Source organism: Pseudomonas sp. R38(2017) (genome assembly GCF_002112395.1).
In the GTDB taxonomy this organism is placed as follows: domain Bacteria; phylum Pseudomonadota; class Gammaproteobacteria; order Pseudomonadales; family Pseudomonadaceae; genus Aquipseudomonas.
On the sequence record NZ_NEHN01000011.1, the window covers coordinates 45,550 to 60,257 of the forward strand.

A 14,708-nucleotide genomic window follows, 5' to 3' on the forward strand; every position below is an offset into this window, starting at 1 on the left:
GTAGCCACTATATATAGCGGTGCCGCGTCAGGCGCCAACCGCCTTTCACTTCTAGAATTCAGGAATTTTCTGATCCATGGGCAAATCGCTGGTCATTGTGGAATCCCCGGCTAAGGCCAAGACCATCAACAAGTATCTGGGCAACCAATACGTGGTGAAGTCGAGTATCGGCCATATCCGAGACCTGCCCACCAGCGGTTCGGCTAGCGCCAGCAAGGAGCCTGCCGCCAAGCGCGGCAAGGCTGCTGCGGGCGAAGCGCCAGCGCTGTCGCCTAAAGAGAAGGCGCGCAAGCAGCTGGTCTCGCGCATGGGGGTCGATCCGGATCATGGCTGGAAAGCCAAGTACGAGATCCTCCCGGGCAAGGAAAAGGTCATCGAAGAGCTGCGCCGGCTCGCCAAGGATGCTGACACCATCTATCTCGCAACCGACTTGGATCGCGAGGGGGAAGCCATTGCCTGGCACCTGCGCGAAGCCATCGGTGGTGACGACAGCCGCTACAAGCGCGTGGTGTTCAACGAAATCACCAAGAAGGCGATTCAGGAAGCCTTCTCGGAGCCGGGCGAGCTCGATATCGATCGAGTGAACGCGCAGCAGGCCCGTCGTTTCCTCGACCGCGTCGTGGGTTACATGGTTTCTCCGCTGCTGTGGGCAAAGATCGCTCGCGGTCTGTCCGCCGGTCGTGTGCAATCGGTAGCCGTGAAGCTGGTGGTTGAGCGTGAGCGTGAAATTCGTGCGTTCATCCCGGAAGAGTACTGGGAAGTGCATGCCGACCTCGGCACCACCAAGGGCTCGACCGTTCGTTTCGAAGTGGCCCGTGAAAAGGGTGAAGCTTTCAAGCCGCTCAATGAAGCGCAGGCCATGGCGGCCCTGGAGAAGCTGAAGTCCTCCAGCTACAGCATCGTCAAGCGTGAAGACAAGCCGACCAGCAGCAAACCGTCGGCGCCGTTCATCACCTCCACGCTGCAGCAGGCCGCGAGTAACCGCCTGGGCTTCGGCGTGAAGAAAACCATGATGATGGCCCAGCGTCTGTACGAAGCCGGCTACATCACTTATATGCGTACCGACTCGACCAACCTCTCGGTCGATGCCGTGGCGATGGCGCGTACTTATATCGAAGACGAGTTCGGCAAGAAGTACCTGCCGGAAACGCCGAACGTCTACAGCAGCAAGGAAGGCGCACAAGAGGCTCACGAAGCGATTCGTCCTTCCGACGCGAACACCACGCCAAGCAAGCTCGCTGGCATGGAGCGTGACGCTGAGCGCCTCTACGAGCTCATCTGGCGCCAGTTTCTGGCTTGCCAGATGCTGCCGGCGCAATACTTGTCGACCACCGTCAGCGTGGCCGCTGGCGACTTCGAGCTGCGCGCCAAGGGCCGTATTCTGAAGTTCGACGGCTACACCCGCGTCCTGCCGCAAATCACCAAGCCTGGCGATGACGATGTCCTGCCGGACATGGCGCAGGGCGACGTGATGAAGCTGATCAAGCTTGATCCAACCCAGCATTTCACCAAGCCACCGGCCCGTTACTCGGAAGCCAGCCTGGTGAAGGAAATGGAAAAGCGCGGCATTGGCCGTCCTTCGACCTACGCGGCGATCATTTCGACCATTCAGGATCGCGGTTACGTGACCCTGCACAACCGTCGTTTCTATTCGGAAAAGATGGGTGACATCGTCACTGAACGTCTGTCCGAGAGCTTCTCGAACCTCATGGACTACGGCTTCACCGCCGGCATGGAAGAGAACCTCGATGACGTGGCCCAGGGCGAGCGCGACTGGAAGAACGTGCTGGATGAGTTCTACGGTGACTTCAAAAAGAAACTTGAAGTAGCCGAGAATCCGGAAGCCGGCATGCGTGCCAACCAGCCGGTGATGACCGATATTCCGTGCACCACTTGCGGTCGTCCGATGCAGATTCGTACTGCTTCGACCGGCGTCTTCCTCGGTTGCTCGGGCTACAGCCTGCCGCCGAAAGAGCGCTGCAAGGCCACCGTCAACCTGGTGCCGGGCGATGAAATCGCTGCGGACGACGAGGGTGAATCGGAATCCCTGGTGCTGCGCGGCAAGCATCGCTGCCCGATCTGCAGCACGGCGATGGACGCTTACCTGCTCGACGAAAAGCGCAAGCTGCATATCTGCGGTAACAACCCGGATTGCGCCGGCTACGAAATCGAAGAGGGCAGCTACCGCATCAAGGGTTACGAAGGTCCGAGCCTGGAATGCGACAAGTGTGGCAGCGAGATGCAGCTCAAGACCGGTCGTTTCGGCAAGTTCTTCGGTTGTACCAATCCGACCTGCAAGAACACCCGCAAGCTGCTGAAGAGCGGTGACGCGGCGCCGCCGAAGATGGATCCGGTGAAAATGCCTGAACTGAAATGCGAAAAGGTCAACGACACCTATATCCTGCGCGACGGTGCTTCAGGCCTGTTCCTGGCGGCCAGCCAGTTCCCGAAAAACCGCGAGACCCGTGCTCCGCTGGTGGTCGAGATTCTGCCGCACAAGGACGAGATCGATCCGAAGTACCACTTCCTGTGCGAAGCGCCGCAGAAGGATCCAGATGGTCTGCCGGCAGTGATCCGCTACAGCCGCAAGACCAAGGAGCAATATGTTCAGACCGAAGTCGACGGCAAGCCAACAGGCTGGAAAGCGTTCTTCGATGGTGGCAAGTGGACGGTCGAAGACAAGCGTCCGGCAAAAGCCAAGGCTTGAGCAAACGCTGAACTGAAGGTGCGCTGATCAGGCATCTTCAACACAAAAGGCCGCATGACAACCTTCTGGTTTTCATGCGGCCTTTTTGTTTAAAGCTTGCGGTCGGATCGGCTGATCCATGACACTGTCCGGCCTGTGTGAAGCAATTATTTCGTTGTGGAGAGTGCCGACATGGCCCACGAACTCTATACCCGTACCAATCAGAAGATCTATTTCGCGGGTTTGTCGCTGGAAGCGCTGGCCAGGGCCGAAGAGGGGCGGGCGATGAATTCGCTGGCGCTGATTCAGGCCGGGCGCGAGTCCGCACTGTTTCATCTCTATGGTGCGTTGCTGGGGTTGTGTCACGAAATTGCCGGGTTCTACAGGCTGCCACAGGCTAACGCGCCGCGGGCGGAAACGCTGTTGACCCGCGAAGTGCTTGAGTCGATTGCGATCCCCGAGTTGGCCGAGATGGTTGAGTTGGCGGGTAATCCGGAAACCTGGCTGGCTAAATTGCTGGCCGCGCATTCGGCGCTGTTTCAGCCGCCGCGAGTGCCACACAAGCCAAAAGGCGATGTGACCCAGCCGCTGATTCAGGCGGTCAATCTGGATGAAGAGCAAGCCCCGGAAGAGTTGAGTCGTGAAGAGCTGGAGAGCTGGCGGCAGAATCTGAAGGGCCTGGCTATCCGTTTCCGTGAAGGCTTGAACGAGTGCTGATGGCTTCTTGGCTGGTGGCGACGAGATGCATGCTGCTGGTCAAGATCCTGAGCGAATCCTGAATGATGTCTATATAATCCCTGCCTTTCGTGGAGAACAGACCTATATGCCAACGTCCTTTCTAGAAATTGTCGAGCTACCAGACGGCCGAATCGAACTGCGCAGGGCCGAGGACGAGGGTTCCCTGGTGACTCTTGATTTCTCCGAGGATGCCAAGGCATTTCTGCAGGGCCAACACGTTGAAATTGCCAAGGCGATGCTGAGCGTCGGCGTGCAAATGGCCGGTCGTATGGTTGAAGGCGAGTTTGATAAGGAAGATGGGCCGCGGGTTCTTCATTGAGCACCGCCCGTCGATTATCGCTTCGGTTCGGCTTCTCTATCCCTTGAGAAGCCCCGCGCTCGAATTAGCGCGCATGCAGTCAGCCCAGTCGAATATTCAGGCTTTGAGCGTCCCCGGTGCGGGCAGCGCTGATCAGTTGTTGGCGTGAACCTGAGGCGAGCGGGTTCAACCATGTCACCACTGTATGACTACGACCCAGGCGCAGGGCTTCGCAAGCCAATTGCTGAGCGCTCTGAGTGCCGCGCGGTTGCAACAGCAGGATGCGTTCACGATTCAATCCAGCATCCCGCAACCAGGTTTGGGTCAGGCTCGCAGGTGGAGCGATCAGGGTCAGCCAGCGCGCGTCCTGATCCTCGCTCAATTCGCGAAGAATCGGCGCCAGCAGGTTCAGGCAGTTCCCGGCCGCGCCGCGCAGCGACAGCTCACTGAACGCTTCGGGTTCGACATTCCATGGTCGCTCGGCTACATCCTTGAGGATGGGGGCCAGTGGTTGCGCCAGAAATGCCTCGAACAACGGCAGTTGTGTTTGCTGAGGTGCGTGTGGGAACTGCATAAAGCCTCCTTTAGCGGCGGATGACGCCGACACTCAAGCCTTCGATCACCAGTTCCTGATCTTTCAGGTCGACTTCGATAGGGGCGAACTCAGGGTTTTCGGCGATCAGCCAGACCTTGCTGCCATCGCGCTTGAAGCGTTTGACAGTCACTTCGTCGCCGATCCGGGCAACCACGATCTGACCGTTGCGGGCTTCTCGGGTCGTGTGAACGGCCAGCAGGTCGCCGTCGAAAATACCGATGTCCTTCATGCTCATCCCGTGGACGCGCAAAAGGTAGTCGGCGCGAGGGTGGAAGAAGGCCGGGTTGATGTTGCAGGACTCTTCGATGTGCTGCTGGGCGAGAATCGGTGCACCGGCGGCCACGCGACCAATGATCGGAAGCGTTGACTCGTCGACCTTCGCTTCGAAGCCAGGGATTCGAATGCCGCGAGAGGCCCCCGGGGTCATCTCGATCGCGCCTTTGCGGGCGAGCGCCTTGAGGTGCTCTTCGGCGGCGTTAGGGGATTTGAACCCCAGTTCCTGAGCGATTTCCGCGCGGGTCGGCGGGTAGCCGTTGTCTTCGAGGCAGCGTTTGATAAAGGCCAGAATCTCGGCTTGGCGTGGCGTCAGCTTAAGCATATTGATCGCTCTGTCTTTTTATACAGTGACTGGGATTATATACAGTGAAGCGGGCTTGGCAATGATCCTTTTTTGCCATGCCGCCGGACGGTCAGTGACGACGCTGATTAATGTGGCGTCCTTGTTGTGGTTAAATATCTGACCGACCATTCCCAAAACGAACTGGCAGACTTGACAAGGCATAGGCTGAAACGTATGTTTCAAACAAGTGTTTGTCAGGCGGAGTAGCCATGGCCCAGTCGGAAACAGTTGAACGCATTCTTGATGCTGCAGAACAGCTGTTCGCGGAAAAAGGTTTCGCTGAAACCTCATTGCGTCTGATCACCAGCAAGGCGGGGGTCAACCTCGCTGCGGTGAACTATCACTTCGGTTCGAAGAAGGCGCTGATCCAGGCGGTATTCTCGCGCTTCCTCGGTCCGTTCTGCATCAGCCTCGACAAAGAGCTGGAGCGCCGCCAGGCCAAGCCAGAGAACAAGCCTTCGCTCGAAGAGCTGCTGGAAATCCTTGTCGAGCAAGCACTGGTGGTACAGCCACGTAGTGGCAACGACCTGTCGATTTTCATGCGCTTGCTGGGTCTCGCATTCAGCCAGAGTCAGGGTCACTTGCGGCGCTATCTGGAAGACATGTACGGCAAGGTGTTCCGCCGCTACATGTTGCTGGTGAACGAAGCTGCACCACGTATTCCTCCTATCGAACTGTTCTGGCGTGTGCACTTCATGCTTGGAGCCGCGGCGTTCAGCATGTCGGGTATCAAGGCGTTGCGCGCGATTGCCGAGACTGATTTCGGCGTCAACACCTCCATCGAACAGGTGATGCGCCTGATGGTGCCGTTTCTCGCGGCCGGCATGCGTGCCGAAACCGGCGTCACCGATACCGCGATGGCCACCGCGCAGCTGCGACCACGCAGCAAATCAGCGCCGGCACCGGCCAAGGTTTAACTGTCCATGGGTGGGCGCGGCAGCTGACATCCGCTAAGCTAGCCGCCCATGCCGACTCTCGTTCTGAACCCGTTTCTCATTGAAATCACCGACCTGCCGGAAAATGCCCCCGGTGGTGGTTTCGTGAGCAACGGGTTTTTCGTTTTCAAGGAATCTCTATGACTGCTGGCCTGCAAGGCTCGTTGATGGTGGACGTCGCCGGTACCTGGCTGACGGCCGAAGATCGCCAATTGTTGCGCCAGCCCGAAGTGGGTGGCCTGATCATTTTTGCCCGCAACATCGAGCATCCGCGCCAGGTGCGTGAGCTGAGCGCGGCGATCCGTGCCATTCGCCCGGACCTGCTGCTGGCGGTGGATCAGGAAGGCGGTCGCGTCCAGCGCCTGCGTCAGGGCTTTGTGCGTCTACCGGCCATGCGTGCCATCGCTGACAACCCGAATGCCGAGTATCTGGCCGAGCAATGCGGCTGGATCATGGCCACTGAAGTGCTGGCTGTCGGCCTCGATCTGAGTTTTGCCCCGGTGCTGGACCTGGATTACCAGCGCAGCGCCGTGGTTGGCACTCGTTCGTTCGAAGGCGATCCGGAGCGTGCAGCACTGCTCGCCGGGGCTTTCATCAAAGGTATGAACAGCGCCGGCATGGCTGCCACCGGCAAGCATTTCCCTGGCCACGGCTGGGCGGAGGCCGACTCTCACGTCGCAATCCCCAGCGACGAGCGCAGCCTGGAGGAGATTCGCGCCAACGACTTGGTGCCGTTCGCCAAACTGAGTAAGCAATTGGCCGCCGTCATGCCGGCCCACGTGATTTATCCGCAAGTCGATGCGCAGCCAGCCGGGTTCTCCCGCCGCTGGCTGCAGGACATCCTGCGCGGTGAGTTGCAGTTCGACGGCGTGATCTTCAGTGATGACCTGTCGATGGCCGGTGCGCATGTCGTAGGCGATGCCGCCAGCCGCATCGAAGCCGCACTCAGCGCCGGTTGCGACATGGGCCTGGTGTGCAACGACCGGGCGGCCGCCGAGCTGGCCCTGAGCGCCGCGCAGCGCATGAAGGTGAAGCCATCACAGCGCATCGCGCGGATGCGCGGTCAGGCGTTCGCTAGCACCGAATACCGTCAGGATCCGCGCTGGCTGACCGCTGTCGGCGCGCTCAAAGACGCTCAACTGATCGATTAAGGATTTTTCGCTATGACGGTTTACGCAATCATCGGTGGCACCGGTCTGACTCAGCTGGAAGGCCTGAGCATTCGTCAGTCGCTGGCGGTGGATACGCCTTACGGTGCGCCATCGGCCGAAGTACAGATTGGCGAATACGCCGGCAAGGAAGTGCTGTTTCTTGCTCGTCACGGTCATCCGCATCGCTTTCCGCCACACAAGGTCAACTACCGCGCCAACCTGTGGGCGTTGAAGCAGGCTGGGGCCGAAGCGATCATCGCGGTCAACGCCGTGGGTGGGATTCATCCTGCAATGGGCACCGGACATTTCTGCGTGCCGCATCAGATCGTGGACTACACCAGCGGTCGCGAACACACCTATTTCGCCGATGACTTGGAGCATGTCACACACATCGACTTCAGCTTTCCCTACAGCGAGCCACTGCGTCAGCAACTGATTGCTGCGCTGGCTGCCGAAGGTTGCGAGTACAGCGATCAAGGCGTTTACGCTTGCACCCAGGGCCCGCGTCTGGAAACCGTGGCTGAGATCGTGCGCCTGGAGCGTGATGGCTGCGACATCGTCGGCATGACCGGCATGCCGGAAGCGGCGCTGGCCCGCGAGCTGGATCTGGATTACGCCTGTCTGTCGCTGGTGGTGAACCCGGCGGCGGGCAAGACCACGGCGGTGATCACCATGGCCGAGATCGAGCAGGCGCTGCATGACGGCATGGGCAAGGTGAAATCGACGTTGGCGCGGGTACTCAAGGGCTGAGTCTGGCTCCGAATGACTCGTACGAATAAGCGCTGAGGATCTCAGCGCTTTTCAAACTTGTCCGGCAACGGCGCAAACAGCGCCTCGATATCATCACTCTGCAACTTCCAGTCCCCGGCCTTGCGCCCATCTAGCACACCGGCCGCCAGGTCGGATTTTTCCCGTTGCAGAAGCTGAATTTTCTCTTCAACCGTGCCCCGGGCAATCATCTTGTAGACGAATACCGGCTTCTCCTGACCAATGCGATACGCACGGTCGGTTGCCTGATTTTCGGTCGCCGGGTTCCACCATGGATCGTAGTGAATCACGGTATCCGCTTCCGTCAGGTTCAGACCAACGCCACCGGCCTTCAGGCTGATGAGAAAGATCTGACGTTTGCCGCTCTGGAATTCCTTCACCGGTGTGCGCCGATCCCGGGTTTGCCCGGTCAGCAACGCATAGGGGACATTGCGCTTTTTCAGTTCATCCTCGATCAGTGACAGCATCGAAGTGAACTGCGAAAACAGCAGGATCCGTCGCCCCTCCTCAAACAGCTCCTCGAGCATTTCCATCAGGCTGTCGAGTTTGCCCGAGGTGCTGCCGCGCGCGGGCAGGGTGGCGTCATTGACCAGACGCAGATCGCAGCAGACCTGACGCAGCTTGAGCAGCGCTTCGAGAATGATGATCTGACTGCGTGCCACGCCTTTGTGGGTGATCTCGTCGCGAACCTTCTTGTCCATGGCCAGGCGCATGGTTTCGTACATGTCGCGCTGGGCCTCGTTGAGATCGACCCAGTGGATGATCTCGGTTTTCGGCGGCAGCTCGGTCGCGACCTGTTCCTTGGTGCGGCGCAGCAGAAACGGTTTGATCCGACCGTTGAGGTGCTGAAGTCTGACTTCGCTGGCGCGTTTTTCGATCGGCACACGGTAATCGGCGTTGAAACTTTTAACGTCGCCGAGCCAGCCGGGCAGCAGGAAGTGAAACAGTGACCACAGTTCGCCCAGGTGGTTTTCCAGCGGCGTACCGCTGAGGCACAGACGTTGGCGGGCGTTCAGTTCACGAGCCGCCTGGGCGGCTTTGCTGTTCGGGTTCTTGATGTATTGTGCCTCATCCAGCACCAATACATGCAATGGCTGCTTTGCCAGGCGCTCGACATCCTTGGGTAGCAGCGCATAGGTCGTGAGGATCAGGTCGTAATCGGCCAGATGCTCAAAATGCTTTTTGCGGCTGGCACCGTACAGAGCAATCACTTTGAGCTGGGGCGTGAAGTGCGCCGCTTCGTCCAGCCAATTGGGGATCAGGCTGGTGGGCATCACCACCATGCACGGCCGGTCCAGGCGTCCGGCGTTTTTCTCGCTGAGAATGTGCGCCAGGGTCTGTAGGGTTTTGCCCAGTCCCATGTCGTCCGCAAGAATCCCGCCGACCTCAAGTTGCCGCAGCGACTGCATCCAGCTCAAGCCTTCGAGCTGATAAGGCCGCAGTGTCGCGTTCAGTCCTTCCGGCGCCTCGGCGCTGTAGTCGCGGATATCGCGCAGGCGTTGGGCGAAACTGCGAATCTGCTCGCCGCCCTCCCATAGCAGGGGGATGCCTTCCAGCGTGTTGAGACGGGTGGCGTCAGCCTTGCTCAGGCGCAGGGTGGTTTCGCCCGGCTCTTGCAGATAGAACTCGCCCAACGTTGCCAGCACCGGTTTCAACCGGCCGAGGGGTAGGGCGACCTGCAAGGGGCCATGCTCGCTGTTGCGTTGCGGGATGTTCACCAGAATCAACTCGTCATCCCGTCGCCGGGCAAGGCGTTCGGGGTTGAGGATTTCAGTGTGCGAGCGCATCAGGTTGAGCAGGATCGGCAGCAGGCTCAGGCGCTCGCCATTGACGATGATGCCCAACTCAAGATCGAACCAGTCGCGTTCCGGGGTTTGTTCGACGGTGGCGTACCAGTCGTCGACGGCCGTCAGATCGAAGCCGAATTCTTCGTCGATCTGCAATTCCCAACCTTGGGTGCGCAGCTTTGGCAGATCGTTGAGAGTGAATGTCAGCCACGCGCTGTCGTTGACCATCTCATAGAGTTCACCGGCGCTTTCCGGCAGGGCTTTACTCTGTCTCGTGGCGATGCGGAAGCCGAGAATCCGCAATTGTTCGCGGTAGCTTTGCTCTACGTCAGGATGGCGTTTGACACGCAGAGTCTGTGCTTCCTGGCGAATCAGGATGTCGCTGTTTTTCTGGCCGCTGACGTATTCGTCGAGGTAGCTGAAAGACAGCGCCGCACGATGCTGGATATAGCGCTGCATCTTGCCGTTGCGCGGCTCGAACGCGCTGAACTCGACGCTGGCCAGCCACAGGCGCGGCACCGGCTGCACATTGTCCACCAGCACTTGTGGCGGCGCCTTGGGGCTGCGGTTTTCCAGAACAGCCTGGAGTTTTTCCAGCAGTTCGGCGTCTTTGGCAGCGGCAGGGTATTCGAGAGTTTCCTGCACCTGCAGCAAGACCGCCGCACAGTGTTTGCAGTTGCTGTGGACCGGGCAGGTGCACGTGGCGTCGACCATCAGCAGTGTGCCTTTGGCCGACTCGCGCAGATGAATCGTCTGACGATAAATGTTGCCGCCAGAGCCTTCGCAACTGGCGGTAATGGTCGCATCGCCGACCTGCACGATCCGCACCCGGTTCTCCAGCGCGTAGCGGCGGCCACGCTCCAGGCTTTGTTCCTTGAATCGGCTGACCCAGGAGGAGGCCAGCGGTTTACTCAGAGGCGGGGACATAAGGACTTCAATCAGTCCGGTACGACTTCAGGCGCTTCCCGAGGCGCAGGCGCCGTCAGTGAAGTGATCTTGATCAGCAGGGCCAAGTGGCCGTTGTCCAGGTAGTTGAGCTGGCCGTTCTTGGTGTGGCTTTCCTGTTTCAGGCGTTCGCTGGCGGTGACCATACCGTTGGCGTCGATCTGGTTGACCCAGAAGTCGGCGTTCACGTCGGTGAAGCGGCCGAGCTTCATTTCGATCGTGCCCTCGATCGGGAACTGGCCGAACTGCTCCTGACCTTCGCTGACCGCGACCTTCGCCGGCGTCTCGCCAAGTGTCTGCTGCCAGGCCTTGTGCATCAGCACGCTGTACTCGCCGCTGGCGGTGAGTTTGGTGGCGACGTCGTTCAGCGCGGTGGTGCGCTTGCTGTCATCGCCCAGGCGTTGGGCACCGGCAGCCCAGTCTTCCGGCGCGGCGCGGCTGACGATGGCCGGCACGGCGTTCTGGCGTACCAGAATCATTTCGACCTGATACAGGTCGTCGGCAAACGCCGTCGGTGCTACCAGAGTCAGTAGCAAGGTCAATGAGCGAAACAGGCGCATGCGGCGTCCTTCAAACAGTTTTCGGGAGGAGGCGCTCGAACAGCGCCTCTACAGTATTAAAGCGTTCTTCCGGGCGCTCCATCGGCACCTGGAACTTGAACATCGTGGCGCCTTCGAATTTGTAGCGTTTTGGCTGACTCTGGATCAGTTTGATCAGAGTCATCGGGTCGACCGGCGTTTGCGCCGCGAACTCGATGCGTCCGCCTTGCGGGCCGCCATCGACTTTCTTGATACCCAGCTGTTCGGCCTGCAATTTCAACGCAGTGATGCGCACCAGATTCTTGGTTGGTTCCGGCAGCAGCCCGAAGCGGTCGATCATCTCCACCTGCAGATCCTTCAGGCCTTCCTCGTCGGTGGCCGAGGCGATGCGCTTGTACAGGATCAGGCGTGCGTGAACATCCGGCAGATAATCTTCCGGAATCAGCGCCGGCACCCGCAGATTGACTTCCGGGCCACCGCCGAGCGGCTGATCGAGGTTCGGTTGTTCGCCCTTGCGGATCGACTTCACCGCGCGCTCGAGCATTTCCATGTACAGCGTGAAGCCGACTGCCTGAATCTGCCCGCTCTGACCGTCGCCCAGCAATTCACCGGCGCCACGGATTTCCAGGTCGTTGGTGGCCAGCACGAAGCCCGCACCCAGATCCTGAGTATTGGCAATCGCTTCCAGACGTTTTTCCGCATCACCGGTGATTTGCTGGCGCGGAGGAGTCAGCAGGTAAGCGTAAGCCTGGTGGTGACTGCGGCCGACGCGACCACGCAACTGGTGCAACTGCGCCAGGCCGAACTTGTCGGCGCGCTCGATGATGATGGTGTTCGCGCTCGGTACGTCGATGCCGGTCTCGATGATGGTCGAGGCGATCAGCACGTTGAAACGCTTGTGGTAGAAGTCGCTCATCACCTGTTCGAGTTCGCGTTCGCGCATCTGCCCGTGGCCGATGCCGATTCGCGCTTCCGGCACCAGTTCGGCCAGTTCGGCGGCGCATTTCTCGATGGTCTTCACATCGTTGTGCAGGTAGTAAACCTGCCCTCCGCGCAGCAGCTCACGCAGCAAGGCCTCTTTGACCGTGCTCTTGTTCTGCTCCATGACGAAAGTGCGCACCGACAGGCGTCGCGCCGGCGGCGTGGCGATGATCGACAGATCGCGCATACCCGACACCGCCATGTTCAGCGTGCGCGGAATTGGCGTGGCGGTCAGCGTCAGAATGTCGACCTCGCTGCGCAGGGCCTTGAGCTGCTCCTTCTGACGGACACCGAAACGGTGCTCTTCGTCGATGATCACCAGTCCGAGGTTTTTGATCTTGACGTCGTCCTGCAGCAGCTTGTGGGTGCCGATGACGATGTCGATGTTGCCTTCGGCCAGTTCGGCCACCGCTGCATTTACTTCCTTGGCCGACTTGAAGCGGCTCATGACTTCCACGGTCACCGGCCAGTCGGCGAAGCGGTCACGGAAGCTGTTGTAGTGCTGCTGGGCGAGCAGGGTGGTCGGCACCAGGATCGCCACTTGCTTGCCGCCGTGCACGGCAATGAACGCGGCACGCATGGCCACCTCGGTCTTGCCAAAACCCACGTCGCCGCAGACAAGGCGATCCATCGGTTTCGGCGCGAGCATGTCTTCGCGCACGGCTTCGATGGTGGATTGCTGATCCGGGGTTTCCTCAAACGGGAAGCCGGCGCTGAACGTTGCGTAATCGGCCTTCGGATCGGCAAACGCATAACCTTCGCGGGCGGCGCGACGGGCATAGATGTCGAGCAGTTCGGCAGCCACGTCGCGCACCTGTTCGGCAGCCTTGCGCTTGGCTTTCTGCCAGGTTTCGGAGCCGAGGCGGTGCAGTGGGGCCAGCGCATCGTCGCTACCGGTGTAACGGGCGATCAGGTGCAGGTTGGCTACGGGCACGTAGAGCTTGGCGTTCTCGGCGTATTCGAGGGTCAGGAATTCGGCAGCCTGATTGTCGATTTCCAGAATCGTCAGACCAAGATAACGACCGACGCCGTGGTCGATATGCACCACTGGCGCGCCTTCGCGCAGCTCGGTGAGGTTCTTGATCACGGCATCGTTGTTGGCATCGGCGCGTTTTTCGCGACGGCGACGCTGCATCACCCGTTGGCCGAACAGCGGACTTTCCGCGACCAGTGCCAGCGCCGGGTCATCCAGCATCAAGCCTTCGTCGAGCGGGGCGATGGTAATCGCCAGGCGATCCTTGCTCGCGACGAAGTCAGGCCAACTGTCGACGGTTTTCGGCCGCAGCTTCAGGCGTTCCAGCAATTCCAGCAGCACTTCGCGACGGCCGGCGGATTCGGCGGTGAACAGCACGCGCCCCGGGAATTCGTCGAGGAAGGCGGAAAGCGCGGCCAGCGGTTGCGTGGCCTTGGCTTCGATTGCCAGATTCGGTAATGCCTGTGCCGGGAAGCGTTCGCGGCCGGCACCGGTTTCCACGTCCTGTTGACTGGCGACCACTCGGGGCCAGTTCTTCAGGCGGGCGAAACAGTCCTCCACCGGCAAGAACAGTTCGGTCGGCGGCAGTAAAGGACGCGATGGATCGACGCGGCGTTCTTCATAACGATTGCGCACATCGTTCCAGAAGTTTTCCGCCGCTTGCTCGATGCCCGGCAGCGAGAACACCTGAGTGTCCTGGGGCAGATAGTCGAACAGGGTCGAAGTTTCTTCGAAGAACAGCGGCAGGTAGTACTCGATGCCGGCCGGGGTGATACCGCTGCTCAGGTCCTGGAAGATCGGGCAGCGGCGGAAATCGACGTCGAAGCGCTCGCGAAAGCGCGCCTTGAAGCGGGTCACCGCATCCTTTTGTAGCGGGAACTCCTTGGCCGGCAGCAGCTTGACCGAATCGACCTTGTCGATGGAACGCTGGTTTTCCGGGTCGAAGGTGCGCAGGGTTTCGATTTCGTCGTCGAACAGATCGATGCGATAGGGAAGTTTGCTGCCCATCGGGAACAGGTCGATCAACGCGCCACGCACCGTGAACTCGCCGTGTTCATAAACCGTGTCGACGTAGCGATAGCCGCTGGCTTCGAGCCGCGAGCGCATTTGCTCGACGTCGAGCTTCTGACCGACATCCAGCACCAGGCTGCTGCCGAGAAGGAACTTGGTCGGCGCCAGGCGATGCAGGGCGGTAGTGATCGGCACCACCAGCACGCCATGCTCCAGCTCCGGCAGTCTATAAAGGCTGGCGATGCGCTGGGAGATGATGTCCTGGTGCGGTGAGAACAGGTCGTAGGGCAGGGTTTCCCAGTCGGGGAAATGCAACACCGGCAAATCCGGGGCGAAGAAACTCAGCTCCTGCTCCAGCCGTTCGGCGCTCTGGCTGTCGGCGGTCAGCAGTAACGTGAAGCGCTTGGCAGCGCTGGCAGCCTCGGCAATCGCCAGGCTCAGGGCGGCACCGGGGAGATTGCCCCAGTGCTGTTTACCTGCCGCGGCAGGGAGAAGCGGTAGACGCAGAACAGGCACGGAAGGTTGAGCTCCAGGCGTTGCGACAAAGTCGGTAATTGTAGCGGCGTCCGGTGCCGCCTGTCAGTTGCAGACTGCGTCTATCTGCGCTGTTTCAGCGAAATGTAGTGGTAACCATAAAAACCAGCACTTTTTTGACGATTATGTAGTGCCGAAAGTGGGTGGT

General features: G+C 59.9%; 11 protein-coding genes. 6 read left to right on the top strand and 5 right to left on the bottom strand.

The features are described 5' to 3' along the window. Positions 1–76 precede the first annotated feature (76 nt). From topA to CAF87_RS24655, 3 genes are all read left to right on the top strand, one after another. Positions 77–2,707, top strand: a complete 2,631-nt coding sequence (gene topA, locus CAF87_RS24645) for a type I DNA topoisomerase (RefSeq protein ID WP_085733482.1) — start codon at positions 77–79, stop codon at positions 2,705–2,707. Positions 2,708–2,878: 171 nt separating this feature from the next. Next, the gene (locus CAF87_RS24650; protein WP_085733483.1) at positions 2,879–3,403 is read left to right on the top strand and encodes a DUF6586 family protein; all 525 of its coding nucleotides are present in this window, start codon (positions 2,879–2,881) and stop codon (positions 3,401–3,403) included. Between the two features lie 106 nt (positions 3,404–3,509). Continuing rightward, complete coding sequence (locus tag CAF87_RS24655) at positions 3,510–3,743, top strand: hypothetical protein (RefSeq protein ID WP_085733584.1); 234 nt, start codon at positions 3,510–3,512, stop codon at positions 3,741–3,743. Positions 3,744–3,822: 79 nt separating this feature from the next. On the opposite strand, the gene sulA is transcribed toward CAF87_RS24655, so the two are convergent. Further along, positions 3,823–4,296: an SOS-induced cell division inhibitor SulA gene (sulA, locus tag CAF87_RS24660; RefSeq protein ID WP_085733484.1), complete on the bottom strand. Its 474-nt coding sequence runs from the start codon at positions 4,294–4,296 to the stop codon at positions 3,823–3,825. A 10-nt stretch (positions 4,297–4,306) separates the two neighbouring features. After that, positions 4,307–4,915, bottom strand: coding sequence for a transcriptional repressor LexA (gene lexA, locus CAF87_RS24665; protein WP_085713140.1), 609 nt, complete (start codon positions 4,913–4,915; stop codon positions 4,307–4,309). A gap of 230 nt (positions 4,916–5,145) precedes the next feature. On the opposite strand from lexA, the gene CAF87_RS24670 reads away from it, so the two are divergent. The 3 genes from CAF87_RS24670 (at position 5,146) to CAF87_RS24680 (ending at position 7,772) form a co-directional block, all read left to right on the top strand. Continuing rightward, positions 5,146–5,853, top strand: a complete 708-nt coding sequence (locus tag CAF87_RS24670) for a TetR/AcrR family transcriptional regulator (RefSeq protein ID WP_007953037.1) — start codon at positions 5,146–5,148, stop codon at positions 5,851–5,853. 158 nt (positions 5,854–6,011) lie between these two features. Then, positions 6,012–7,022, top strand: a complete 1,011-nt coding sequence (gene nagZ, locus CAF87_RS24675; protein ID WP_085733485.1) for a beta-N-acetylhexosaminidase — start codon at positions 6,012–6,014, stop codon at positions 7,020–7,022. 12 nt (positions 7,023–7,034) lie between these two features. Beyond that, the gene (locus CAF87_RS24680) at positions 7,035–7,772 is read left to right on the top strand and encodes an S-methyl-5'-thioinosine phosphorylase (RefSeq protein ID WP_085733486.1); all 738 of its coding nucleotides are present in this window, start codon (positions 7,035–7,037) and stop codon (positions 7,770–7,772) included. A gap of 41 nt (positions 7,773–7,813) precedes the next feature. Here CAF87_RS24680 and CAF87_RS24685 read toward each other — a convergent pair whose 3' ends face one another. From CAF87_RS24685 to mfd, 3 genes are read right to left on the bottom strand one after another with little or no spacing between them, the layout of a single operon-like run. Further along, a complete protein-coding gene (locus CAF87_RS24685; RefSeq protein ID WP_085733487.1) occupies positions 7,814–10,504 on the bottom strand; it encodes a DEAD/DEAH box helicase in 2,691 nt (896 codons plus the stop codon). A gap of 11 nt (positions 10,505–10,515) precedes the next feature. After that, positions 10,516–11,082: a CsiV family protein gene (locus tag CAF87_RS24690; RefSeq protein WP_085733488.1), complete on the bottom strand. Its 567-nt coding sequence runs from the start codon at positions 11,080–11,082 to the stop codon at positions 10,516–10,518. Between the two features lie 10 nt (positions 11,083–11,092). Next, positions 11,093–14,542 carry a transcription-repair coupling factor gene (mfd, locus tag CAF87_RS24695; protein WP_085733489.1) on the bottom strand — a complete coding sequence of 1,150 codons (3,450 nt, stop codon included), beginning with the start codon at positions 14,540–14,542 and terminating at the stop codon, positions 11,093–11,095. Between the last annotated feature and the right edge of the window lie 166 nt (positions 14,543–14,708).